The sequence below is a fragment of the Variovorax sp. Root473 genome, assembly GCF_001426505.1.
GTDB lineage: Bacteria > Pseudomonadota > Gammaproteobacteria > Burkholderiales > Burkholderiaceae_C > Variovorax.
In genome coordinates this window covers 281394-303274 of the sequence record NZ_LMEV01000001.1, presented here as the reverse complement: position 1 = coordinate 303274, position 21881 = coordinate 281394, and the positions used below count along the sequence as shown (strand labels likewise).

The following is a 21881-nucleotide window of genomic DNA, read 5'->3' as shown; positions in this document are numbered from 1 at the left end:
GCCTTGCCGACCGATCGACCGACATGACCGAACTGAACCACGCGCCGCTCCTCATCGATGTGGCCGGCACCGAACTCACCGCCGCCGACCGCCGTCGCCTCGCCAACCCGCACGTGGGCGGCGTGATCCACTTCACCCGCAACTGGCAGGACCGCGCGCAGATGACCGCGCTGAACGCCGAGATCAAGGCGATCCGGCCCGACCTGCTGATCTGCGTCGACCACGAAGGCGGCCGGGTGCAGCGCTTTCGCACCGACGGCTTCACCCGCCTGCCTTCGATGCGCAGCCTGGGCGAACTGTGGATGCGCGATGCCCTGCGCGCCACGCAGGTCGCCACCGCCGCCGGGCAGGTGCTGGCCGGCGAGCTGCGCGCCTGCGGCGTCGACTTCAGCTTCGCGCCGGTGCTCGACCTGGACTACGGTGGCAGCAGCGTGATCGGCGACCGCAGCTTTCACCGCGACCCTCGCGTGGTCGCGCTGCTCGCCAAGAGCGTGATGCACGGCATGCTGCAGATGGGCATGCGCAACTGCGGCAAGCACTTTCCGGGGCATGGCTTCGTGCAGGCCGATTCGCACGTCGAGATCCCGGTCGACCGGCGCAGCCTGAAAGCCATCCTGGCCGACGACGCACGGCCCTACGACTGGCTGAGCGGCACGCTCGCGGCCGTGATGCCGGCGCACGTGATCTACCCGAAGGTCGACAAGCGCCCGGCGGGTTTCTCCGAGAAATGGCTGAAGGACATCCTGCGCCAGCGCTTCGCCTTTGGCGGCGCGGTGTTCAGCGACGACCTGAGCATGGAGGCGGGGCGCTACATCGACGGCGAGCTGCTGAGCTTCACCGACGCCGTGTTGGCGGCGCTTGCGGCAGGCTGCGACCTGGCGCTGCTGTGCAACCAGAGCATCGGCGAAGGCCGGCCGCTGGACGAGATGCTCGACGGCTTCACCGCCGCGGCGGCCGACGGCCGCTGGCAGGGCGATGCGGCCAGCGAAGCGAGGCGCCGGTCGCTGCTGCCGGGCGAGGAGGCGCTGGACTGGCCGGCGCTCACGGCCTCGCCGCGCTACGTGCAGGCGCAACGCCTGCTGGCTGGCGCTCAGTCCCGGAAGGGCCGCACCGGCAGCTGATTCGCCGCGGGGCCGAGCCAGGCGGCCACCTCGGGCGTTTCGAACAGCGATTCCAGCCAGGGCTTGTCGGCCAGGCCGGCCTGGAAGAACACTTGCAGCACCCGCAGGGATTCCTTGCGCAGCGCGCGCGTCAGCATTTCCGCGTCGATCCGCGGCGTGCTGTCAGGCGCGAGCGCGGCGCACGCGTGCGCCACGGTGCGCAGCAGCTGTTCGGCAAAGTCGCGCTGCGGCGGCCACAGATGGGCGTAGAGCTGGGCGATCCGATCGATGTCTTCCACGCGGCTGCGTGGCAGCAGGTGGCGCAGCACCGCGCGCCGCGCGCGCATCGCGAGCGAGGCGGCGTGCGCGGGATTTGCGGGCGGCTCGACCGGTACCGCGCGGTGCAGCAGCTCCGGAATGACCGCGAAGCGCGCGCCGGCCACGATGCAGCGGCAGAGCATCTGCAGGCCGTCATGCACCGCGAACTCGGGGTCATGACGCACGCCGGTGCGGTCCAGGAAGCTGCGACGGACGAGGCAGGCCGACAGCCGCAGCGGCTCGGAACCCAGCGCCTCCGCCACGATCTCGTCGTGCCGCTGGGCATAAGTCAGCAGCCCAGCGGGTGTCTCGCTCCAGCAACCGACGATGTCCAGATCCGGGCGGGCAGCAAGCAGCGCGGCTTGCCACTGCAGGCGGCCGGGCAGGGCACGGTCGCCCGCATCGGGGAAGACGACGTGGTCGCCGGTGGCCTGCGCGAGCGCGAGGTTGCGCAAGGTCGCGCGGTCGCAGGCCACGGGCAGTGCGATCCAGCGCAGGTTTGGAGCGATGGCGCGCGCCTCGTCCTCAGCGGCTGCAGACAGGCCTGCCGCAACCACGACCAGTTCCAGCGCCACATCGGCCTGCAGGGTCCAGTCGCGCAGGTCCTGCAGCCAGTCGTCACGGGTGCCGTCCGGTGCCAGGCAGACCGTCACGCGCGGCATGGCCACGGATGGCACGCGGTCGGGTTGCTGGGCGCGCCAGGCGAAATAGCGATCGAGCGCGGGACCGATGTCCGGCGGCGCGAAGGTCCGCTGGAGCGTGTCGAGCCCGTCGCGTTCGAGTTGCGCGCGGCGCGGTGCATCGGCGAGCAGCGCGACCACGGTGTCGACCAGCTGGTTGTAGGGCACGCCCACCACGGCATCGCGAAAGGCGGGGTCGATCTCGCTGTCGGGGTAGAGCTCGCAGACCACGGCCTTGCGGTGGCGCAGCAGGATCGACAGGCGTGGCGTCTCGACCACGCGGGACTCTTCCCAGTTGTGCAGGTTCAGCATGACCTTGGCACGGCGGATGCGGTCTTCGCGCTCGGCCTGCGTCCAGGACCTCCCGCGCGTCACTTCGACGCGCAGGCCGCGCGCCATCAGCGCCTCGAGAATGTCGATCCGTCGCCGCGTGAGCGAGCCGAAGAAGCAGACGTCGATGTCACGCGCCTCTTCGGGCAGGACTTCCGGCAACGGCAGGATGCGCGCCGCGTCGGGTTCCCAGCCGAGCGGCACGTAGTCTGCGTTCTGGTAGCCCAGCTCGCGGTGGCGCTGGAAGTTGGTCTTGCTGTACTCCCACAGGTAGCAGCGCGGGATCAGGTCGCGGTAGTTGGCGTTCCAGGCATGCGTGCCTTCAACCATCGGCTCGTAGTTGACGACGATGCAGTTCGGATGGAGCGATGCGAGGCTCTCCCAGGGAACGTCCCAGAAGAAGAACAGGATATTGATCGCACTCGAATCGATGGCGGCCGGTGCGTAGGTCGTCGGGTAACCGAGTCGTTCGGCTGCCAGCCGGTAGGTACGCACGATGTCGCCGCAGACCGCGTCTTCGGACAGTGACGTGAAGTGCAGCCGTGGCAAGGTCATGGCGACGACTGTAGCGGGTCGGGTCCGTCCGAGCCTGGTGCGCCCACCGCCGCGGGCCACAGCGGCGCGCCGCCTGCTTCCAGGTGCGTCAGGTACAGGCGCAGCTCGAACTCGAAGCGGTGGTACTCGGGCTCCATGTGCGTGCACAGGGCGTAGAAGGGCTTGTCGTGGTTCTTCTCGCGGCTGTGGGCCAGTTCGTGCACGACGATCATGCGCAGCCATTCGAGCGGCACGGTCTTGAACAGGCTGGCCACGCGGATCTCGCGCTTGGTCTTGAGCTTGCTGCCCTGCACGCGCGCAATGGTGGTGTGGGTGCCCAGCGCATGGCGCACCACGTGCAGCTTGTTGTCGAACACCGCCTTGGCCAGCGGCTCGGCCTTGCGCATGTACTCGCCCTTGAGCTCGCAGGCGTAGTCGTACAGCGCGCGGTCGGTGCGGATGTCGTGCAGGCCGGCGTAGCGTCCACGCAGCAGGGCGCCGAGCTTGTCGGCCGCCATCAGCTCGCTCACCTGCGCCAGCAGCGCGGGCGGGTACGCGGACAGGTACTTCATCTCTTTCCTATCCCGACGTGCGCGCAGCGTAGGCGAGTCCCGCAGCCACGCCGCCGAGCAGGTCGCCTTCGATCAGCGGCACGCCCGCGAAGCTTGCGCGCAGCGCGCGCTGGAACGGGCGCAGCGCTGACGAGCCGCCGGTGAGATAGATGGCGTCGAGGTCGCCGCTGCGCAGGCCGGCGCGCTTCACGCAGGCGTGGGCGCAGGCCACCACGTTCTCCAGTGGCGCCGCGAGTTGCTGCGCCATGTCGGTAGGCGTCAGCGCGGAAACCAGCCCCGGTTCGATGTACGACAGGTCGATGCTCACCTCGGCGTCGCTGACCGAGCCGTTGATCTTGGCCTGTTCGACTTCGCTGGCGATGCGGTGGCCGTCGCGCTCCTCGAGCACCGTCATCAGGCGGTCGTGCAGCTGCCGGTCGCTGTAGCTGGTGCGCAGCTCGCGCGCCTGGCGCACGGCCTTCGGAGCGTAGAGCCAATTGATCAGGTGCCAGGACGACAGTTCGAAGAACACCTTGCTGGGCACCTCGCGCCCGCTCGGGCCGAGGTGGCGCAGCCCTAGCAGCGGCATCACGCGCTCCAGGTTCAGGCGCTGGTCGAAGTCGGTGCCGCCGATGTGCACGCCGCTGGTGGCCAGCACGTCGTCGGCGCGGTCGGCGCGCGCCATGCGCTCGGGGCCCAGGCGCACCACGGTGAAGTCGGAGGTGCCGCCGCCGATGTCGACGATCAGGATCAGTGACTCGCGCGTGACGCGCTGTTCGTAGTCGAAGGCCGCGGCAATGGGCTCGTACTGGAACGACACGTCGCGCAGGCCGGCCGCGCGCGCGGCGTGGCGCATGCTTTCTTCGGCGCGCTGGTCGCGCTTGGCGTCGTCGTCGACGAAATGCACCGGGCGACCGATGACCACGCGCTCGGGGCGCTGGCCCAGCTCGCGTTCGGCGCGCGTCACCAGCTCGTGCAGGAAGCGCGCGATGATGTCCTCGAAGCTGACCAGGCCGTCATAGACGGCGGTCTTCTCCTGCATCAGCGGACTGCCGAGCAGGCTCTTGAGCGAGCGCATGAGCCGGCCCTCGACGCCGGACAGGTACAGCGCGATGGCGTCGCGACCGAAGTGCGTGCTGCGGTCCTCGGCATTGAAGAAGAGGGCAGTCGGCAGGGTGGTGGCGCTGCCCTCGATGGGAAGCAGGCGCGCGGCCTCGCTGGGGGAGGCAAAGGAAACCGCGGAATTCGAAGTGCCGAAATCGATGCCGATGGCCGGGGTGCGTAGGGGATTCATTCAAGCAGGAAATCGGAGGGCCCAAGAGTGTAGAGGGTCGGCCGGAGCGCGCGAGGGGCGGAACGCCGAGATCCCACGCCGCCTGCGGCGATCGTCGCCGACCTGCTGAGCACCCACACGTCGATGTGCGGCCTCAAGAAATCGCGCTCGCGCAGGCCTGGCCTTGCGCGCCGATGGGGTTGCAGACAGGGTCGACGCCGTCGAGGCAGCGACCCCTCCGGATCAATAGAGCCCCAGGACGTTCACGCGGTGGTAGTGGTCCTTGAAGGCGGATGCCAGGTGCCGCGCCTGCGCCTGAACTTCTTCGGACGCCTGCTTGCCCACGCCAAAAAAGTAGAGGTCGCGGCTGCTGAAATCCTGATAGAAGCCCCAGACCGAGAACCACGCATCGTGATTCACCAGAGCCTGGAAGTCGGCTGCGACCAGGTTCTGGTAGTGCTCCTGGCCTTGGCCCGTGGTGAGTGGGGAAGCCGTCGGATCGAACGCCGTGGTGCCGTGCTGGCGACGCCCCTCGGTGGCGCAGGTCATGATGAGCAGCCCGTCGGTTTTCACCAGGCGCAGCATGTTGAGCCATGTCTTTGGCCACTGCGGGTTGTGCTCCATGGCTTCGCAGGAGATGACCACGTCCACGCTGCTCGCTTCACCGCCGTAGTTCTCGCCGTGGCAGACGAGATCGACGCCCGGCCCCTCGCCCACGTCCAGTCCGAGGTAGGTGCAGTCGGTGAAGGTCTCGCGCACCGAGCCGTTGATGTTCAGGCTCCCGATCTCAAGGACCGACCGCTGATTGAAGTAGGCGGGCAGCAACTGCTTGACGCCGTTGACGAAGAAGGACTGCTGAGGATGAGCCATGCGATTTCTTGTGAACGGAGAACGGGCGGTCGCCAAGGAGCGGGATGTCAGCCTTCGCGGCGCAGTGCCGGGAAAAGAATTACGTCGCGGATGCTCGGCGAATCGGTCAGCAGCATCATGAGGCGGTCGATGCCGATGCCGCAGCCGCCGGTGGGCGGCATGCCGTATTCGAGCGCGCGCACGAAGTCGTGGTCGTAGAACATGGCTTCGTCGTCGCCGCTGTCCTTGGCGGCCACCTGTGCGTTGAAGCGCGCGGCCTGGTCTTCGGCGTCGTTCAGCTCGCTGAAGCCGTTGCCGAATTCGCGGCCGGTGATGTACAGCTCGAAGCGCTCGGTGACCTCGGGGCGCTCGTCGTTGGCGCGCGCCAGCGGCGAGATCTCGGTCGGGTGCTCCATGATGAAGGTCGGCTGCCAGAGCTTCTCTTCGACCGTCTCTTCGAAGTACATCACCTGCAGGCTGGCGAGGCTGCGCTGTGAGAGCTTGTCTTTTTCTTCGCTCAGGCCGAGCTTGCGCAGGGCGTTGATGAGCCAGGTGGTGTCATCGACCCCGTCACCGGCATCGGTGTGCTTGAGGATCGCTTCGCGGATCGTCAGGCGCTCGAAGGGCTGCGTCAGGTCGACCGGCTTGCCGCCGTAGGTGAGCTGCTGCGTGCCCACGGCCTTGTCGGCGATGGTGCGGATCAGCGTCTCGGTGAAGTCCATGAGGTCGCGGTAGTTCCAGTAGGCCGCGTAGAACTCCATCATCGTGAACTCGGGGTTGTGCCGCACCGAGATGCCTTCGTTGCGGTAGCTCCGGTTGATCTCGAACACGCGCTCGAAGCCGCCGACGATCAGGCGCTTGAGGTACAGCTCGGGCGCGATGCGCAGGAACATCTCCTGGTCGAGCGCGTTGTGGTGCGTCTTGAAGGGCTTGGCGTTCGCGCCACCCGGAATGGGGTGCAGCATGGGCGTCTCGACCTCGAGGAAGTCGTGCGACACCATGAACTCGCGCAGCGCGCTCACGGCCTTGCTGCGCGCGGTGAAGCGCACGCGGGCCGACTCGTCGGTGATCAGGTCGACATAGCGCTGGCGGTACTTCTGTTCCTGGTCGGCCATGCCGTGGAACTTGTCGGGCAGCGGGCGCAGGCTCTTGGTGAGCAGGCGAAGGCGGGTCACCTTGATCGACAGCTCGCCGGTCTTGGTCTTCATCAGCGTGCCTTCGGCGCCGAGGATGTCGCCGAGGTCCCAGCGCTTGAAGTCGGCATACGCTTCTTCGCCGATGGCGTCGCGCGTCACATAGAGCTGGATGCGGCCGGTGGCGTCCTGCACGGTCGCGAAGCTGGCCTTGCCCATCACGCGCTTGAGCATCATGCGGCCGGCGACGCTGACGGCCACGGCCTGCGCTTCGAGCGCCTCGGCCTCGGTGCCGTCGTGCTGCGCGACCAGCGCCGCAGCGCGGTGGCCGGGTTTGAAGTCGTTCGGGAACGCGACCCCCTTGCCTTCGGTTTGCGCCGTGCGCAGCAGCTTGAGCTTTTCGCGGCGTTCGACGATGAGCTGGTTGTCGTCGACGGCGGGCGTGGAAACGGGGGGGGTCTGTGGGTCGGACATGGGAGGCGGATGAGGCGCAACCGGGAGCGTGCGCGAGGGTTGGCATTTTAGCCGATAGGCCTTGCGCAAAAGCTGCAGCGAGCGCCCGTCAATCCTGCGCGAAACGCTATGAAAAAAGAAGCAAACTATTCGGTGATGCCGGTGCGCGCCAGCAGGTCGCTCACCAGTTCGAGGCGCATCAGCGGGCTGTCGAGTTCCATGAGGCGCTGTTTCAGCGCCAGCTGCATCGGCACCAGTTCGCACCAGCGATTGGCGACCCAGCCGCAGTCGTCGAAGCGGTAGGGCGCGCCGATCGGCAGGCGCACCGTGTCGCCCTGCGCGCGGCGGCGCGCTTCGAGGGTGTCGACGAGGCGGCGCAGCGCGGTGGCGGTGTGGTGCAGGTCGTCGGGAATGTCGAGCGCGACGTCGTCGGCGACGGCTTCGACTTCGGCGACCCAGAGGCCGTTCTTCTGCAGCGCGCTGTGGCGCACGCGAAAGCGCGTCGTGCCGACGCATTCGATCTGCAACAGGCCGCTTTGCGGGGCGTCGAACGCGTGGATGTCGGCGAGCGTGCCGACATTCGCAAAGCTCTCGGCTTGCGCGCCGGCCTTGCGCACCTCGGCGCCGCTGGTCAGGCTGACCACGCCGAAGGGGACGCCGGCCTTGCGGCATTTGCCGATCATGTCGAGGTAGCGGACCTCGAAGATGCGCAAGGGCAGCAGCCCGCCGGGGAAGAGCACCGTACCGAGCGGGAACAATGGCAGTGAATGCAGAAGGGGTTGTGTCGTCATCGAAGAACCTTGCGTGGCTATCATCGCATTCCGCTCACGGCTGCGACCCATGCTCTATCAGATTCCTTCGTTTCTTCTCGACGTGATCGTCGGCCTGCTTGGCGGCGCCTGCCTGCTGCGCCTGTACATGCAATACCACCGCGTGCCCTTCGGCAATCCGCTGGGGCGTTTCGTGTTTGCCATCACCGACTGGATCGTGCTGCCGCTGCGGCGCATCGTGCCCGCGGTGAAGCGTTGGGACCTCGCGAGCCTGATCGCGGCCTGGCTGCTGGTGATGCTCAAGTTTCTCGTGCTGTGGCTGCTGGCCGGCAGCCTGGCGCGGATCACGGCGCTGCCGCTGGTGTCGCTGGTCGGCCTGCTGCAACTGGCGGTGTCGGGCCTGACGGCACTGCTGGTGGTGTATGCGGTGCTGTCGTGGATTCCGGGTGCGTCGCCGATGCTGCTCGACCTGATCTCACGCCTGGCCGAGCCGCTGGTGCGGCCCTTCCGGCGCTTCATTCCGCTGATCGGTGGGGTCGACCTGTCGCCGCTGGCCGCCATCGTGGTGCTGCAGGTGGTGGCGATCGTGCTGGGCAACCTGCTGGTCTTCGCGTTCCGGCTCGGCGCCTGAGGGCGTTCACTCCAGACGGCAAAACGCCCGCACCGCCTTCGCGGCGTGCGGGCGTACAGGCCGAAGCCTGAAGCGGTCAGAGCACCGCGTCGGCTGGCTGGCGCAGCAGCATGGCCAGCGTGCTGGCGATGGTCTTGCGCAGTTCGCGGCGGTCGCTGATGAAGTCGATCGCGCCCTTGGTCTGCAGGAACTCGGCGCGCTGGAAGCCCTCGGGCAAGGTCACGCGCACGGTCGATTCGATCACGCGCGGGCCGGCAAAGCCGATCAGCGCCTTGGGTTCGGCGATCACCACGTCGCCCACGAAGGCGAAGCCGGCGCTCACGCCGCCCATGGTCGGGTCGGTCAGCACGCTGATGTAGGGCAGGCCCTTCTTCGCCAGGCGCGTGAGCGCGGCGTTGGTCTTGGCCATCTGCATCAGCGAGAGCAGGCCTTCCTGCATGCGCGCGCCGCCGGTGGCGGTGAAGCAGATGAACGGCACCTTCTGCTCGATGGCCGTTTCGACGCCGCGCACGAAGCGCTCGCCGACCACGCTGCCCATGGAGCCGCCCATGAACTCGAATTCGAAGCAGGCCACGACCACGCTGATGCTGTGGACGGAGCCGCCCATGACGACCAGCGCGTCGGTCTCGCCGGTGTTCTCCAGGGCTTCTTTCAGGCGCTCGGGGTACTTGCGGCTGTCCTTGAACTTCAGGGCATCGACCGGCAGCACTTCCTGGCCGACTTCGTAGCGGCCTTCGGCGTCGAGGAACGCATCCAGGCGCGCGCGGGCGCCGATGCGGTGGTGGTGGCTGCAGCTTGGGCAGACGTTCTGGTTGTGCTCGAGGTCGGTCTTGTACAGCACGGTCTCGCAGGCCGGGCATTTGATCCACAGGCCCTCGGGCACCTGGCGGCGCTCGGACGGGTCGGTTTGTGCGATCTTGGCGGGTAGCAGTTTTTCAAGCCAGCTCATGGGGGCTCCTTGTGAGGGCAGTGATTATCGACCAGCTGCGTTCTTGGCCGTGGCGGCCGGCAGGGCGTCGAGCGCCTCGCGGATGCCGGCCAGGAATTCGCGCACCGTGGGCACCACGTTGTCGCGGGGCTGGTCTTCGATGAGTTGAATGATCTTGGTGCCGATGACCACGGCGTCCGCCGCAGAGCCGATGGCCTGCGCCGTGCGCGCGTCGCGGATGCCGAAGCCCACGCCGACCGGAATGCTCACGTGCTCGCGGATGCGCGGGATCATGCGCCCGACCGCTTCGGTGTCGAGGTGGCCGGCACCCGTCACGCCCTTGAGCGACACGTAGTACACGTAGCCGCTCGCGATGCGCGCCACCTGCGCCATGCGCTCGGCGGTGCTGGTGGGGGCCAGCAGGAAGATCAGGTCGATGCCGGCGGCCTTCAGGTCGGCGGCGAAGTCCTCGCACTCCTCGGGCGGGTAGTCGACGACCAGCAGACCATCGACACCGGCCGCGGCCGCGTCGCGGATGAAGGCCTTCTTGCCGTGCACGAGGTCGTAGCGCTCGACCGGGTTGGCGTAGCCCATGAGCACGACCGGCGTGGTCGTGTCCTTCGTGCGGAAGGCGGCCACCATGGCGAGCACCTGCTTCATGCCGACGCCCACCGCCAGCGCGGCCTCGCCGGCCTTCTGGATCACGGGGCCGTCGGCCATCGGGTCGGAGAAGGGCACGCCCAGCTCGATCACATCGGCTCCGGCTTCGACCATGCCGTGCATGAGTTCGGGCGTGATGTCGGCGAAGGGGAAGCCGGCGGTGACGTAGGGGATCAGCGCGCGACGGCCTTGCGCCTGCAGGGCCCGGAACTTGGCAGCAATGCGGCTCATCACTTGCCTCCCTTCACGCTCAGACCGCGCATCGAGGGCCGGTCGTAGAAGTCGACGCCCGACAGGTCGGCGACGGTGCCGATGTCCTTGTCGCCGCGGCCCGAGAGATTCACGAGGATCGACTGGTCGGGGCGCATGGTCTTCGCGAGCTTCAGCGCGTAGGCCACGGCGTGGCTGGATTCGAGTGCGGGAATGATGCCCTCCGTGCGGCACAGGTAGTGGAAGGCTTCGAGCGCCTCGACGTCGGTGACACCGACGTATTCGGCGCGGCCGATGTCGGCCAGGTGCGCGTGCTCGGGGCCCACGCCCGGGTAGTCGAGGCCGGCGCTGATGCTGTGCGTCTCGGTGATCTGGCCGTCCTCGTTCTGCAGCAGGTAGGTGCGGTTGCCGTGCAGCACGCCGGGGCTGCCGCGCAGGATCGAGGCGGCGTGCTTGCCGCTGTCCAGGCCTTCGCCGGCCGCTTCCACGCCGATGAGACGCGTGCCTGCGAACGGAATGTAGGGGTGGAAGATGCCGATCGCGTTGCTGCCGCCGCCCACGCAGGCGACCACGACGTCGGGCTGCTTGCCCTCGGCTTCACCGGTGATGCCGTCGGCTGCCAGCATGGCGGGCATCTGGTCAATGCATTCCTTGCCGATCACGCTCTGGAAGTCGCGCACCATCGTCGGGTAGGGGTGCGGGCCCGCCACCGTGCCGATGATGTAGAAGGTGTTTTCGACGTTGGTGACCCAGTCGCGCATGGCCTCGTTGAGCGCGTCCTTCAGCGTCTTGCTGCCCGACTCGACGGGCACCACCGTGGCGCCCAGCAGGTTCATGCGGTAGACGTTGGGGCTCTGGCGCTTCACGTCCTGGCTGCCCATGTAGACCACGCATTCGAGCCCGTAGCGGGCGCAGATGGTGGCTGTGGCCACGCCATGCTGGCCGGCACCGGTCTCCGCAATGATGCGCGGCTTGCCCATGTGACGCGCGAGCATCGCCTGGCCGATCACGTTGTTGATCTTGTGCGCGCCGGTATGGTTCAGGTCTTCGCGCTTCAGGTAGATCTGCGCGCCGCCCATTTCTCGGCTGGTGCGCGCGGCGTGATAGATCGGCGAAGGCCGGCCGACGAAGTGCTTCAGCTCGTAGTGGAACTCGGCCAGGAAGGCCGGGTCGTCCTTGAACTTCGCATACGCGTCGCGCAGTTCGTTGATCGCGTGGGTGAGCGTCTCGCTCGCGAAGGTGCCGCCGTAGGGGCCGAAGTGCCCGCTGGCGTCGGGTTGCTGGTAGTCCTGGAATTGGCTTTGCATGGTTCTCGATCGATGGGCCGCAGCCCGAGTGCGATCGGGTGCGGCGGCTAACTGGAGAAGGACGAAGCGTCGGCAGCCGAGGCTTTGACAGTGTTCGCCGCATCTGCGGCTCTCACGGCGGCGACGAATGCCCGGATCTTTCCGGCGTCCTTGAGGCCCTTGTGCCCGGGACCGTCGATTTCGACGCCCGAGCTCACATCAACGGACAGCGTCTTGCAGCGCGTCCGCAGGCTGTGAATGCCATCGCTCACGTTTGCAGGTGTGAGCCCACCACTCAAGACGAGGTGAGCGTCGACGGCGGGTGGAAGAAGTGACCAATCGAAAGCCTTGCCGCCTCCGCCATAACCTTCGACATGGGCGTCGAGCAGGATGGCCTGGGCGTGGGAGTAATCGGACGCATATTTTACGAGGTCGAAGCCGGCCCCGGCCGCGCCGAGTGGAATGCGGGCGGCGCGCAGGTAGCGAAAGCGGCCATGGCCGGTGGATTCTTCGCACTGTGCGTGCGTCTCTTCGCCGTGGAACTGCGCCATGGCGCCCGGCACACGGGTCAGGGATGCTATGACTTCAGGAGCGGCCTCGTTCACGAACAGCAGCACCGGCGTGATGAAGGGCGGCAGGCGCGAAGCCAGTTCGGCGGCGCGCTCGGCGCTCACGGCGCGCGGGCTCTTCGGGTAAAGCACGAAACCGATCGCGTCGGCGCCGGCCTCGACCGCCGCGTCGACGTCGGCCTCACGCGTGAGGCCACAGATCTTGATGCGGGTGCGCGGCGTGAGGGGAGCAGGGGATGTCATGGCGGGCCATCATACGAAGCCCGCTCGCCCTGGAACGTGGCCTCGGCCGGCAGACCCCACTTGGCGTCGTACAACGGGCCGAGGAAATACAGGCCGTCGGCGGAAAAGGTGGGCGCCGCGACCTTGCGGCTGCGCGCCTCGAGCACCTTCGTGATCCATTCGGGCCGCTCGTCGCCGCGGCCGATGCGCACCAGGCTGCCCATCAGGTTGCGGATCATGTGGTGCAGGAAGGCGTCCGCCTCGAACTCGAAATGCCACCGGCAGCGTTCGCCGTCGCCCACGCGCGTGATCTCCAGGCGCCGCAGGTCCTTGACCGGCGAGAGGGCCTGGCAGGCCGAGGCGCGGAACGAGCTGAAATCGTGCCGGCCCACCAGCAGCGCCGCCGCGGCGCGCATCGCGTCGCCGTCGAGCGGGTACATCGACCAGCCGACCCGGCCCGCGTCGAGGCTCGGCCGCACGGGTGATTGGGAGAGCACGTAGACGTAGCGGCGTGCCAGGGCGCTGGCGCGGCAATGGAATTCGGCGGGCACCGGGTGCGCCCACTGCACCGCGATGTCGTCGGGCAGGTAGCGGTTGGTGCCGCGCATCCAGGAGAAAGGATCGCGCTCAATGGCGGTGTCGAAGTGCACCACCTGCATCAGCCCGTGCACGCCGGCGTCGGTGCGGCCGGCGCACAGCGTGCTGACCCTGCTGCCGGCGGGCAGGCCGGCGAACTTCGCGAGGGCGGCTTCGAGCTTGTCCTGCACCGTGCGGCCCGAGCGCTGGCTTTGCCAGCCCTCGTATGCCTGGCCGTTGTAGCGGATGCCGAGTGCCAGCCTCACGAAGCGATCAGAAGGGCAGTCGGCAACCGGCTCAGCGCAGTTCGGCGAGCAGTTGCTTGGCTTGCGATTTGAGGTCGCCGGCGCTTTCGGCTTCGACTTCCTCGACCAGCGAGCGCGCACCTTCGACGTCGCCGATGGCCTGCAGTTCACGGGCCAACGAGAGCTTCACGGCGTGCGGGTTGTCGTCGCCGTCGTCGTCCAGTGCGGACGGCGAGGTCGCCACGGCCGCGGAACGCGGTGCTTCAGCGGCAGCGGAGCGGGCCGGCAGGCCGGCGAGGGCGCTCATGTCGAACTCGATGAAGCCCGAATCGGCGGGCAGCGCATCGCGCAGCATGGCCGGACGGGTGTTGTGCTCGGCGTCGTTCAGCGACGAGGGGCGGGTGTTCGCGGTCAGCGCGCCGGGTGCCGTGTCGAAGTCGTTTTCGAGGTCGACAGGCGCTGCGGCGTGGCCGTTGCTCAGCGGGGCCGGTGCGGGCGCTGGGGCATAGACCGACTTCGGCAGGCTGGCACCCACCGGGGCGGGCGTCGGAGCTGGCGGCTGGGTCAGGTCGAGGTCGAAGTCCAGCGGTGCGACCGATGGCATGAAGGCCGGCGGGGCCGATGCGACGGGCGGTGCAGCCGGGGGCGGCGGCGCCACGACGGGTGCGGCGGCCGGCTTGGCGGCTGCTGCCAATACGCCAGCGAACGCGGCGGTTTCGGCCTGGCTCGCACCACGCGCAGTGCCCGTGCCCGATTCGTACAGCGGGTTGCCCGGGTCGAGGTCCTTGCCCATGTCGACCACACGGTTCCATTCGGAGCCGGCGCCGTTGGTCAGCTTGTGCACTTCGGTGGCCAGGCCGTCGAAGGCGCGCACGTCGCGGCGCTTGGCGTGGATTTCGAGCAGCTTGAGATGGATCGCGGTGCGGTCCGGGTTCAGGCGCAGCGCTTCACGCAGGATTTCCTCGGCCTGCAGGTCGCGGCCGTAGGCGAGGTACACGTCGGCTTCGGCGACCGGGTCGACGTCGCCCGCGTCGAGCTGGCTCGGCGAGTACGACAGCGACGACACGGTGGAGTCGCCGCGGTTCTTGGTGTCGACCGATTCGCCGCCACTGGCGCCGAAGAACGAGTCCTTCGGAATGCGGCTCTCGAGGAACACGCTTTCGCTCATCTCTTCACGGCGGCGGCCCAGCACGCGGTACAGCAGGAAGCCGATCAGCAGCGCGATCAGCGCGGCACCGGCAAGCATCAGCGGATTGTCCAGCAGCTCGTCGAGGAAGCTGCGCTCCGGCGGGGGCGGCGGCGGAGCGGCCTTGACCACTGGCTTGGGCGCGACGACAGGCGCGGCGGCGGCCGCAGCGCTGGCAGCGGCTGCCACGGGGAGGGCGGCCGCGTCGGTGGCGGAGGGGGCGGCTGCTGCGGCGGGTGCAACAGCGGCAGACGCGGCGGCGACAGGCGCGGTTGCAGCAGCCACCGGTGCAGCGGCGGGAGCCGGCGTTGCCGGTGCGGCGACGGGGGCAGGGCTGGCCGTGGTCGTCGGCGTCGGCGTCGTGGCACCCGTCAGCGGTGCAGGAACAGCAATGCCGGGTGTGGTGGCCGACGCTGCAGGCGCAGCAGCAGCGGACGATCCGGTGCCGGTGCCAGCACCGGCCTTGAGCTTGTTCAGCTCGTTGATGTTCTTCGTAAGTTCGGCGACGCGGTTGCTGCTGTCCTGCGCCTGGCGGGCCTGCGCGACCTTTTCATCGGCGGCGCGCGCTGCGGCGTTGCCTTGCGACACCGTGAGCTTGTCGGCCGCGCTGGCGGCGGCATTGCGGTCTTCCACGCTGGCCTGCAGCTTGCCCGAAGCCTGGCGGCTCGCGGCGGCCACATTGGTGGTTGGAGCGTTTTCCGCAAGGCGCTGTCGGTAGCTGCCGAAGTCGCGGCTTTGCGCGGTGATCGTGCGGCGCGCTTCGGCGGCCGGCACGGCGGCCGCTGCAGCGGCGTTCGGCAGGTCGAGCACGGCACCGGCCTTCATCCGGTTGACGTTGCCACCGATGAAGGCGTCGGGGTTGGCGTTCAGCAGCGCGACCAGCATCTGGTCGAGCGAGACATCGGCAGGCTTGTGGGCCGCGGCGATCCTGCCGGCGGTGTCGCCCCGGCGCACCGTGAGCTGTTCGCCACTGCCACCGCTCGGGGTGGCGACGGCAGCGCGTGCGGGCGCGGCAGCCGCAGGAGCTGGCGCAGCCGCAGCGGGCGTTGCCGCAACCGCGGGTGCGGGTTCACGGCGCACGCGGGGGGCGGGTGCGGGACGCTCGACCGGCGTCGCGATCTGCGGTGCGATGGGCGCCACCGGCGCAGTGGCCGCCTGGCGCGTGACCGGCGGATCGAGCAGAACGGTGTAGTCGCGCACGATACGGCCCGAGGCGCCATTGGCTTCGAGCAGCAGGTCGATGAAGGGGTCGTTGAGCGGGCGGTTGCCGGCCAGGCGCACGACATACTGGCCGCCAGCGCGGCGTTGCAGCGTGGCTTTCACGTCGCCAAGGGCTGCGTTGTACGGGATGCCCGCGTTCTTGAAGGCCTCGGCCGTGGCGATGTTGATCTTCAGGCCGTCCGCTTCATTGGCGGCGATTTCGGTGACATCGATCTCGGCGCGCAGCGGTTCGCCCAATGCGGACTGCACGCGCAGCGGTCCCAGTGTGAACGCGCTGGCGTTGGCGCTGGCAAGCCCCAGCGTCAGGGCCGCAGCGGCACCCAGGAGGGAGAGGCGCCAGCCATTCGACGGCAGGGCGGGGCGGGCGGCCGAAGGGCGGGCCGCGGGCAACAGATGTCTTGTCATGCTGATAGGGGCGGCTCAGGCCCTGAATTTGTAAGAGGACGTTAGCATCATCACCATGCACTGACAAGGCAATGCGCCTGATCTACCCAGTGCGCGCATACTTCCGATGACATCCTTCGTTGCCTTTCGGCAACATTTTTGTATTTCAAGGCCCTGAGCTGCCCGCATCAGGCTTCGAGCAGGATGCGCAGCATGCGGCGCAGCGGTTCGGCGGCGCCCCACAGCAGTTGGTCGCCAATGGTGAACGCGCCGACGTACTCGGGGCCCATCGCCAGCTTGCGGATGCGACCGACCGGGATGTCCATGGTGCCGGTCACGGCCACCGGCGTCAGGTCCTTGACCGTGGCTTCGCGCGTGTTCGGTACGACCTTCGCCCAGGGGTTGTCGGCGGCGATCATCGCTTCGATGTCGGCCAGCGGCACGTCCTTCTTGAGCTTGAAGGTCAGCGCCTGGCTGTGGCAGCGCATGGCGCCGATGCGCACGCAGAAGCCGTCCACCGGCGTGGCGGCGGTGCCGAAGCCCGCGCCCTGGCCGAGGATCTTGTTGGTCTCGGCGCCGCCCTTCCACTCTTCCTTGGACATGCCGTCGCCCAGGTCCTTGTCGATCCAGGGGATCAGCGAGCCGCCCAGCGGGGCACCGAAGTTGGCGATTTCGGAGGCGCTCAGGTTCTGTTGCTTGTGCAGCACCTTGCGGTCGATTTCGAGGATGGCCGACTTCGGGTCGTCGAGCAGGGCACGCACTTCGGCGTTCAGGGTGCCGAACTGGGTCAGCAGCTCGCGCATGTGCTGGGCGCCGCCGCCCGAGGCCGCCTGGTAGGTCATGCTGGTCATCCACTCGACCAGGCCGGCCTTGTAGAGGGCGCCCACGCCCATGAGCATGCAGCTCACGGTGCAGTTGCCGCCGACCCAGTTCTTGCCGCCCTTGGCGAGCGCGTTCTGGATCACGGGCAGGTTGACGGGGTCGAGCACGATGATCGCGTCATCGTTCATGCGCAGCGTGGAGGCCGCGTCGATCCAGTGGCCGTTCCAGCCGGCGGCGCGCAGCTTGGGGAACACCTCGCTGGTGTAGTCGCCGCCCTGGCAGGTGATGACGATGTCGCACTTCTTCAGTGCCTCGATGTCGTTCGCATCCTTCAGCGCGGTTTCGTTCTTGGCCATCGCCGGGGCCTTGCCGCCGGCGTTGGAGGTCGAGAAGAAGACCGGTTCGATGAGGCCGAAGTCGCCTTCGGCCTGCATGCGGTCCATGAGGACCGAGCCGACCATGCCGCGCCAGCCCACGAGGCCGACCAGAGGTTGCTTGGATGCGTTCGCCATTTCAGTTTGCCCTTAGTGAAGAAAGAAAAAATCAGTCTTTTTTGCCCCCGACTCGTCGGCCGGGGGAGGGCGTGACGAAGCGGGCTGCGGTTAGCCGGTAATCGTCTTTTTGGTGATGGCTGCTACGACCGCGTCGCCCATTTCGCGGGTGCCGACGCGCTTCGTGCCTTCGGACCAGATGTCGCCCGTGCGCAGCCCGGAGGCGAGCACGTGCTTGACCGCCGACTCGATACGGTCGGCAGCTTCGGGCTGGTTGAGGGAGAAGCGGAGCATCATGGCAGCGGACAGGATTGTAGCCAAAGGATTGGCAACCCCTTTGCCAGCAATGTCGGGGGCGCTGCCGTGGCTGGGCTCGTACAGGCCCTGGTTGCTCGCATTGAGCGAGGCCGAGGGCAGCATGCCGATCGAGCCGGTGAGCATCGCCGCCTCGTCCGAGAGGATGTCGCCGAACATGTTGCCGGTGACCACCACGTCGAATTTCTTGGGCGCCTTCACAAGCTGCATGGCCGCGTTGTCGACGTACATGTGGTCGAGTTCGACGTCCGGGTACTCCTTGCCGACCTCGGTCACGATGTCCTTCCAGAACTGGAAGGTCTCCAGCACGTTGGCCTTGTCCACGCTGGTCACGCGCTTGCTGCGCTTGCGGGCCGCCTCGAAGGCGACGCGGGCGATGCGCTCGACCTCGGGGCGCGAGTAGCGCATCGTGTCGAAGGCTTCCTCGGCGCCCGGGAAGTGCCCGTCCACTGCTGTGCGACGGCCGCGCGGCTGGCCAAAGTAGATGTCGCCGGTCAGCTCGCGGATGATCAGGATGTCCAGGCCCGCGATCAGCTCGGGCTTGAGGCTGGAGGCGCCCACCAGCTGCTCGTAGCAGATCGCCGGACGGAAGTTCGCGAACAGGCCCAGGTTCTTGCGCAGCCCCAGGATGGCCTGCTCGGGACGCAGCGGGCGGTCGAGCTTGTCGTACTTCCAGTCGCCCACCGCGCCGAACAGCACCGCGTCGGATTCCTTGGCGAGCTTGAGCGTCGACTCGGGCAGCGGGTGGCCGTGGGCCTCGTAGGCCGCACCGCCGACCAGGGCCGATTCCATCTCGAACTTCAGGTCGAGGACTTCGAGCACCCTGACGGCTTCCGCCACGATTTCGGTGCCGATGCCGTCACCCGGGAGAACTGCGATTTTCATAAGTTGGTCTGAGGTTTTTTCTTGAAAACGGAAATGCCGCCGATCACGAGATCATCGTGTGCGCGAGCCAGGGCTTCTGCGCCAGGCGCTCGGTCTCGAAGGCCTTGATCTTGTCCTTGTGGCGCAGCGTGAGGCCGATGTCGTCCAGCCCGTTGATCAGGCAGTACTTGCGGAAGGCCTGCACGTCGAACGCGAACTCCTGGCCGTCGGGCTTCACGACCACCTGGCGTTCCAGGTCGATGGTCAGTGTGTAGCCCGGGAAGGCGAAGGCTTCGTCGAACAGCTGCGAGACCTGCGCCTCGGGCAGCACGATCGGCAGCAGGCCGTTCTTGAAGCTGTTGTTGAAGAAGATGTCGGCGTAGCTCGGCGCAATGATCGCGCGAAAGCCGTACTGGTCGAGCGCCCACGGCGCGTGCTCGCGCGACGAGCCGCAGCCGAAGTTCTTGCGCGCCAGCAGCACCGAGGCGCCGGCGTAGCGCGCCTGGTTCAGCACGAAGTCGGGATTCGGCTTGCGGCTGGCCGGGTCCTGGCCGGGAAAGCCGGCGTCCAGGTAGCGCCACTCGTCGAACAGGTTCACGCCGAAGCCGGTTTTCTTGATCGACTTGAGGAACTGCTTGGGAATGATCGCGTCGGTGTCGACGTTCTCGCGGTCCATGGGGGCCACGAGGCCCTTGTGCACGGTGAATTTCTGCATGTGAATCTCTCTGGGTTCAGGCGAACGTACGGACGTCGACGAAGTGGCCGTGCACCGCGGCGGCGGCGGCCATGGCCGGGCTCACGAGGTGGGTGCGGCCACCCGCGCCCTGGCGGCCTTCGAAGTTGCGGTTGCTGGTCGATGCGCAGCGCTCGCCGGGCTCCAGCCGGTCGGCGTTCATCGCCAGGCACATCGAGCAGCCGGGCTCGCGCCATTCGAAGCCTGCGGCCTTGAAGATCTGGTCGAGGCCTTCGCGCTCGGCCTGTTCCTTCACCACGCCCGAGCCGGGCACGACCATCGCGAGCTTCACGTTCTTGGCGACCTTCTGGCCGAGCTTCTTCACCACCGCGGCGGCTTCGCGCATGTCCTCGATGCGGCTGTTGGTGCACGAGCCGATGAACACCTTGTCGATGAAGATGTCATTCATCGCCTTGTTCGGCTCCAGGCCCATGTAGACCAGCGCGCGCTCGATGGCGCTGCGCTTGCTGGCGTCCTTTTCCTTGTCGGGATCGGGCACGCGGCCGTTGATCTCGACCACCATTTCTGGCGACGTGCCCCAGGTGACCTGCGGCTGGATCTGCGTGGCATCGAGCTCGACCACGGCGTCGAAGGTCGCGCCGGGGTCGGACTGCAGCGTGCGCCAGTAGCTCACGGCCTGGTCCCATTCGACGCCGGTGGGCGCGAGCGGGCGGCCCTTCACATAGCTGATGGTCTTCTCGTCGACCGCCACCAACCCGGCGCGTGCGCCGGCTTCGATGGCCATGTTGCAGACCGTCATGCGGCCTTCCATGCTCAGGTCGCGGATGGCGGAGCCGGCGAATTCGATCGTGTAGCCCGTGCCGCCGGCGGTGCCGATCTTGCCGATGATGGCCAGCACGATGTCCTTGGCCGTGCAGCCCAGCGGCAGCTTGCCTTCGACCTTCACGAGCATGTTCCTGGCCTTCTTGCCCAGCAGCGTCTGCGTGGCCATCACGTGCTCGACCTCGCTGGTGCCGATGCCGTGCGCCAGCGCGCCGAACGCGCCGTGCGTGGAGGTGTGCGAGTCGCCGCAGACGACCGTCATGCCCGGCAGCGTCGCGCCGCTTTCCGGGCCGATCACGTGCACGATGCCCTGGCGCTTGCTCAGGAACGGGAAGAACGCGGCGGCGCCGAATTCGGCGATGTTGTGGTCGAGCGTGGTGACCTGCTCCTTGCTGGTCGGATCGGCGATGCCTTCATAGCCGCGTTCCCAGCCGGTGGTGGGTGTGTTGTGGTCGGCGGTGGCCACCACCGAGCTGATGCGCCACAGCTTGCGGCCGGCCTCGCGCAAGCCTTCGAAGGCCTGCGGGCTGGTCACTTCGTGCACCAGGTGGCGGTCGATGTAGAGGATCGCGGTGCCGTCTTCCTCGGTGTGGACGACGTGTTCGTCCCAGATCTTGTCGTAGAGCGTGCGTGCCATGTCGGTCTCTTCTTTCGTGGGGAAATGGATTGTCTGTCGGTGCGGTCTAGGCCGCGAGTCGTTCGGTGGCGTCGGCCGCTGCGTGCAGGTGGTTCACCAGCGTGCGCGCCGCCACCGGCAGGGTAGAAAAGTCGCGCGCCACCAGCTGGATCTCGCGCGCCGCCCAGGCGTCGTTGAGCGTCACGCTCACGAGGCCGCGGCCGATGCCGTTGTGCATGAGTTCGAAGGCGCGCTGCGGCATCACGCCGATGCCCAGGCCGTTGTCGATCATCCGGCACATGGCGTCCAGGCCCGTGACGTGGATGCGCAGCTTCACGCTGCGGCCGGCGCTCAGCGCCGCTTCGTGCATCGCCACGTAGATCGAGCTGTTGGTGTGCAGGCCCACATGGTCGAAGGCCAGCGAGTCGACGAAATCGATCGCTTCGTGCGCGGCCAGCGCGTGCCCTTCGGGAACGATCAGCGCGAGGCGGTCGTGTCGATAAGAAAGGCTCTGCAGCTCGCCCGCGCCGCCGGCGACGTGGCACACGCCGAGGTCGGCCGCGCCCTCCTGCACCGCGCGGATCACTTCGCTGCTCAGGTGCTCCTCGAGGTCGATCTTGATGGCCTCATGGGCTCGCGAGAACACGCCCAGGTCTTCTGGCAGGAACTGCACGATGGCCGAGATGTTGGCGTGCACCCGCACATGGCCGCGCACGCCGTCGGCGTACTCGCTGAGCTCGCCCTGCATCTTCTCGAGGCTGTAGAGCACTGAGCGGGCGTGGTGCAGCAGGCTTTCGCCGGCGGGCGTGAGGTCGACGCCGCGCGCATGGCGGTAGAGCAGGGCGGTGCCGAGCGTGGCCTCCAGGTCCGACAGCCGCTTGCTCACGGCCGAGGCCGCGATGAACTCGCGCTCCGCTGCGCGCCCGATGCTGCCCAACTCACACACGGCCACGAACAGCTGCAGCGACGTGAGGTCGATGCGGCGGGCGAAGTTGCGTTCGGACGTGCTCATGGGGTTTTGGCATCGCGATTGGCGATGAGTTGACTATTTTCTTCCTGTTTTTATGCCCTTGCCATCGCGATGCGCGATGACCTCGCTGCCGGCTGGCGAGGAGGGGCATGCCGAACGGCCAATAAAAAAGCTGCCC

The 21881-nt window shown here is 67.8% G+C and carries 19 protein-coding genes; 2 read left to right on the top strand and 17 right to left on the bottom strand.

All coding sequences use genetic code 11. The features are described 5' to 3' along the window. Positions 1-23: 23 nt before the first annotated feature. Entirely contained in the window at positions 24-1121 is a 1098-nt protein-coding gene (gene nagZ, locus ASD34_RS01440) for a beta-N-acetylhexosaminidase (RefSeq protein WP_056572072.1), read from the top strand. Here the strand turns inward: nagZ and ASD34_RS01435 are convergent. The 6 genes from ASD34_RS01435 to ASD34_RS01410 form a co-directional block, all read right to left on the bottom strand. Then, complete coding sequence (locus ASD34_RS01435; RefSeq protein WP_056572070.1) at positions 1091-2983, bottom strand: glycosyltransferase family A protein; 1893 nt, start codon at positions 2981-2983, stop codon at positions 1091-1093. The two genes, nagZ and ASD34_RS01435, sit on opposite strands and share 31 nt — an antisense overlap. Next, positions 2980-3534 carry a YgjP-like metallopeptidase domain-containing protein gene (locus ASD34_RS01430; protein ID WP_056572068.1) on the bottom strand — a complete coding sequence of 185 codons (555 nt, stop codon included), beginning with the start codon at positions 3532-3534 and terminating at the stop codon, positions 2980-2982. The genes ASD34_RS01435 and ASD34_RS01430 overlap by 4 nt, the downstream gene beginning before the upstream one ends. 7 nt (positions 3535-3541) lie before the next feature. Next, complete coding sequence (locus ASD34_RS01425; protein WP_056572066.1) at positions 3542-4807, bottom strand: Hsp70 family protein; 1266 nt, start codon at positions 4805-4807, stop codon at positions 3542-3544. A gap of 222 nt (positions 4808-5029) precedes the next feature. After that, positions 5030-5656, bottom strand: a complete 627-nt coding sequence (locus ASD34_RS01420) for a class I SAM-dependent methyltransferase (RefSeq protein WP_157609601.1) — start codon at positions 5654-5656, stop codon at positions 5030-5032. Positions 5657-5703: 47 nt separating this feature from the next. Next, on the bottom strand, positions 5704-7242 hold the full coding sequence (gene lysS / locus ASD34_RS01415; protein ID WP_056572064.1) for a lysine--tRNA ligase: 1539 nt from the start codon (positions 7240-7242) through the stop codon (positions 5704-5706). Positions 7243-7367: 125 nt separating this feature from the next. After that, positions 7368-8012, bottom strand: a complete 645-nt coding sequence (locus ASD34_RS01410) for an LON peptidase substrate-binding domain-containing protein (RefSeq protein ID WP_235509931.1) — start codon at positions 8010-8012, stop codon at positions 7368-7370. A gap of 49 nt (positions 8013-8061) precedes the next feature. Between ASD34_RS01410 and ASD34_RS01405 the strand changes: the two genes are divergently transcribed. Then, positions 8062-8622 (top strand): YggT family protein, encoded by a 561-nt coding sequence (locus ASD34_RS01405; protein ID WP_056572059.1) that lies wholly within the window; start codon positions 8062-8064, stop codon positions 8620-8622. A gap of 76 nt (positions 8623-8698) precedes the next feature. On the opposite strand, the gene accD is transcribed toward ASD34_RS01405, so the two are convergent. The 11 genes from accD to ASD34_RS01350 form a co-directional block, all read right to left on the bottom strand. Continuing rightward, complete coding sequence (accD, locus tag ASD34_RS01400; protein WP_056572057.1) at positions 8699-9571, bottom strand: acetyl-CoA carboxylase, carboxyltransferase subunit beta; 873 nt, start codon at positions 9569-9571, stop codon at positions 8699-8701. Positions 9572-9595: 24 nt separating this feature from the next. After that, entirely contained in the window at positions 9596-10441 is an 846-nt protein-coding gene (gene trpA / locus ASD34_RS01395; RefSeq protein ID WP_056572055.1) for a tryptophan synthase subunit alpha, read from the bottom strand. Next, a complete protein-coding gene (trpB, locus tag ASD34_RS01390) occupies positions 10441-11727 on the bottom strand; it encodes a tryptophan synthase subunit beta (protein WP_056572053.1) in 1287 nt (428 codons plus the stop codon). The genes trpA and trpB overlap by 1 nt, the downstream gene beginning before the upstream one ends. A 47-nt stretch (positions 11728-11774) precedes the next feature. Further along, positions 11775-12518 (bottom strand): phosphoribosylanthranilate isomerase, encoded by a 744-nt coding sequence (locus ASD34_RS01385; protein ID WP_056572052.1) that lies wholly within the window; start codon positions 12516-12518, stop codon positions 11775-11777. Then, complete coding sequence (truA, locus tag ASD34_RS01380; RefSeq protein ID WP_056572050.1) at positions 12515-13339, bottom strand: tRNA pseudouridine(38-40) synthase TruA; 825 nt, start codon at positions 13337-13339, stop codon at positions 12515-12517. Before truA ends, ASD34_RS01385 begins: the two co-directional genes overlap by 4 nt. Positions 13340-13370: 31 nt before the next feature. Next, on the bottom strand, positions 13371-16130 hold the full coding sequence (locus ASD34_RS01375) for a FimV/HubP family polar landmark protein (RefSeq protein WP_056572048.1): 2760 nt from the start codon (positions 16128-16130) through the stop codon (positions 13371-13373). Positions 16131-16297: 167 nt separating this feature from the next. Further along, positions 16298-17443, bottom strand: a complete 1146-nt coding sequence (gene asd / locus ASD34_RS01370; protein ID WP_056572045.1) for an aspartate-semialdehyde dehydrogenase — start codon at positions 17441-17443, stop codon at positions 16298-16300. A 90-nt stretch (positions 17444-17533) separates the two neighbouring features. Continuing rightward, positions 17534-18622 (bottom strand): 3-isopropylmalate dehydrogenase, encoded by a 1089-nt coding sequence (gene leuB, locus ASD34_RS01365; protein WP_056572043.1) that lies wholly within the window; start codon positions 18620-18622, stop codon positions 17534-17536. 43 nt (positions 18623-18665) lie between these two features. Further along, complete coding sequence (leuD, locus tag ASD34_RS01360; protein WP_056572042.1) at positions 18666-19316, bottom strand: 3-isopropylmalate dehydratase small subunit; 651 nt, start codon at positions 19314-19316, stop codon at positions 18666-18668. 16 nt (positions 19317-19332) lie between these two features. Further along, on the bottom strand, positions 19333-20754 hold the full coding sequence (gene leuC / locus ASD34_RS01355; protein ID WP_056572039.1) for a 3-isopropylmalate dehydratase large subunit: 1422 nt from the start codon (positions 20752-20754) through the stop codon (positions 19333-19335). A 46-nt stretch (positions 20755-20800) separates the two neighbouring features. Then, positions 20801-21745, bottom strand: a complete 945-nt coding sequence (locus ASD34_RS01350) for a LysR substrate-binding domain-containing protein (RefSeq protein WP_056572037.1) — start codon at positions 21743-21745, stop codon at positions 20801-20803. Between the last annotated feature and the right edge of the window lie 136 nt (positions 21746-21881).